The organism is Streptomyces sp. NRRL S-495 (assembly GCF_000966955.1).
Taxonomy (GTDB): Bacteria; Actinomycetota; Actinomycetes; order Streptomycetales; family Streptomycetaceae; genus Kitasatospora; species Kitasatospora purpeofusca.
Genome location: NZ_JZWY01000353.1, coordinates 1 through 2,540, shown reverse-complemented (window position 1 = coordinate 2,540; position 2,540 = coordinate 1). Strand labels below are relative to the sequence as shown.

Below are 2,540 nucleotides of genomic sequence, written 5' to 3'. Positions count from 1 at the left end.
CATCTGCCCCATCGGCGTCGGCACGCTCTCGGCGTCCCGGACCGACTCCCAGGCCTTCGCCGCTCCCTCCAGCACCCGCGCCAGCTCGGCCACCGCGTCGCCGCCACTGCTGTCCGCCGGAGCGTCCGCGGGGTCGAACGGGTCCCCGGCCGGCGCCTCCTCGGTGATCTGCATGACCAGCGCCTGCTGGTCGAGCCGCGCGTGGTTCAGCACCTGACGCACCGTCCACTCGCTGCACGGCGTCGGCGCGCCCCAGGCACCCTCCGGCACCCCGCGCACCACGGTCAGCAGGTACTCGTGGGCCCCGGCCAGCAGCGCGAAACCGTCGACGGACATCCGGCATCCCCTCCAGATTCATCAGGCATCGACCCGGGCGGCAGCACCGCCCGCCACGAAGTCGTTCACCCTCACCATAGGCCCCACCAGTGACAATCGGCAGCTCCGGCAGTTTCGACGGCCGGGGGCCGACCGGCGCCGCACGGGCCGGTCAGGGCGTCAGGACGATCTTGCCGCCGACCGTGCCGGACTCCGCGAGGCGCAGTGCCTCCGCGGCGCGGGCCAGCGGGAGTTCGGCGGCGACCCGGGCCGTCACCTCGCCGCGGCGCACGGCGCCGAAGACCTCGCCGAGGTCGGTCCGCAGCCGGGCACGGAAGCGGTCCTTGCCCAGCCCCCGGCCGGCCCAGATGTTGTAGAAGTGGGCCCGGCGGCCGTTCGGCAGGGTGTTCCAGAGCCAGGTGCGGGCGAGGATCTTGAGCACGGGCCACTGCTTGGAGCCGCTGTCGTCCCGGGTCGAGGCGCTGCCGTAGGCGATCAGCGTGCCGCCGGGGGCGAGCAGGCTCCAGGAGTCGATCACGCTGCGGCCGCCGACGTGGTCGAACACCGCGTCCACCCCGTCCGGTGCCAGCTCCCGGACCCGGGCCGCGACTTCGCCCGCGCGGTAGTCGACCGGCTCGACCCCGAGTTCGCGCAGGGCGTCGTGGTGGCGGGCGGAGGCGGTGCCGATCACCCGGACGCCCGCCGCGCCGGCGAGCTGGACCAGGACGGACCCGACGCCGCCGCTCGCGCCGTGCACCAGGACGGTCTGTCCGGCGCGCACCCGTGCCCGGCGGTGCAGCATCTGCCAGGCGGTGATGCCGTTGACCACCACGGTCTCCGCCTCGGCCGGGGTGAGGCCGTCCGGCACCGGTACGGCGTCGGCGGCGTCGACCACCACATGGCTGGCCCAGCCGCCGACCTTGACCAGTGCGGCGACCCGCTGTCCGAGCAGCCCCGGGTCGACGCCCTCGCCGGTGGCCAGTACCCGGCCCACCAGGTCGTAGCCGGGCACGAAGGGGAAGGGCGGCTGGTCGTAGTACCGGCCGCGGCGCATCTGCTGCTCGGCGAAGGAGACACCGGTGGCCTCGACGCCGATCACGATCCGGCCCCGCCCGGCCTCCGGCACGACCCCGTACCGGAGCTCAAGACCCTCCGGAGCCACGATGCCCGGCAGTACGACCTCGAGCAGACGCTCGTCACCCATGATCGTGTTCTCCTTCTTTGTTCGGCAGATGCTTTCGTGTTCGTTATAAGTTATAACTCCATCGAGCTGTGAGCGTCAAGAGCGATCGTGAGACCCTCTAACTGAGTGCACCGTTCAAGATCGCCGTGATACTTTCGCTCCCGCCGTGCGCCGCTGCGACCCGAGGAGGTGGGACCGATCAACGCTGCAACCCGTCGGGCACCCCTCCCTCGCATGGCTTGAGGGCTGCCCGCACCAGGCATCCCGAAAGGCCCGAACGCTATGCACTTCACTTCTGAAACCTCCTCCGACGGCATCCACGAGCAGCTCTTCGTCGTCGACGACGTCCCCGCCGCGCTGTGGACGCCGGACGGCCCCGCCACCACCCGCCCGCTGGTCCTGCTGGGCCACGGCGGCGGCGAACACAAGAAGGAGCCCGGCATCCTCGCCCGGGCCCGCCGGCTCGTGACCGAGTGCGGCTTCGCGGTGGTCGCCCCGGACGTCCCCGGACACGGCGACCGCCCGGCCCAGGAGGAGTACAACCGGCTCGCGATCGCCAACCAGGAGCGGATCGCGGCCGGCGCGGACCCGGGGCCGCTGCTCGCCGAGTTCCACGCCCTGGTGGCGCGGCGGACGGTGCCGGAATGGCGGGCCGTCCTGGACGCCGTCCAGCGGCTCGACCACGTCGGCGCCGGACCGGTGGGCTACTGGGGGGTCTCGCTGGGCTGCGGGCTCGGCGTGCCGTTCGTCGCCGCCGAACCCCGGGTCCGCGCGGCGGTCCTGGGTCTGGGCGGGGCGCTGGCCTCGGCGGCGGAGGCCGCGCGGATCACCGTCCCGGTGGAGTTCCTGCTGCAGTGGGACGACGAGCGGGTGCCGCGCGAGGCGGGCCTCGCCCTCTTCGAAGCGTTCGGCTCCGCAGAGAAGACCCTGCACGCCAACCCCGGCGGGCACGGCGACCTCCCGGCCTTCGAGCTCGACAGCACCCTGCGCTTCCTCGCCCGCCACCTCGGCTGACCGCCCCCCGGCCGGCTGCTGTCGGCAC

Annotated in this window: 3 protein-coding genes; 1 reads left to right on the top strand and 2 read right to left on the bottom strand. The window is 73.3% G+C overall.

Going from position 1 to position 2,540, the window contains the following annotated elements:
* Positions 1-336, bottom strand: a 336-nt coding sequence (locus VR45_RS18690) for a maleylpyruvate isomerase N-terminal domain-containing protein (RefSeq protein ID WP_045940932.1), incomplete at its 3' end; no start/stop codon positions are given.
* A gap of 151 nt (positions 337-487) precedes the next feature.
* Positions 488-1,519 (bottom strand): medium chain dehydrogenase/reductase family protein, encoded by a 1,032-nt coding sequence (locus tag VR45_RS18685; protein ID WP_045940931.1) that lies wholly within the window; start codon positions 1,517-1,519, stop codon positions 488-490.
* Positions 1,520-1,780: 261 nt separating this feature from the next.
* On the opposite strand from VR45_RS18685, the gene VR45_RS18680 reads away from it, so the two are divergent.
* Positions 1,781-2,512 (top strand): alpha/beta fold hydrolase, encoded by a 732-nt coding sequence (locus VR45_RS18680; protein WP_045940930.1) that lies wholly within the window; start codon positions 1,781-1,783, stop codon positions 2,510-2,512.
* Positions 2,513-2,540 lie beyond the last annotated feature (28 nt).

Excerpts from the sequence above, each read along its gene's own strand:
- VR45_RS18685 (WP_045940931.1), bottom strand. The coding sequence starts at position 1,519 with ATGGGTGACGAGCGTCTGCTCGAGGTCGTACTGCCGGGCATCGTGGCT.
- VR45_RS18680 (WP_045940930.1), top strand. The coding sequence starts at position 1,781 with ATGCACTTCACTTCTGAAACCTCCTCCGACGGCATCCACGAGCAGCTC.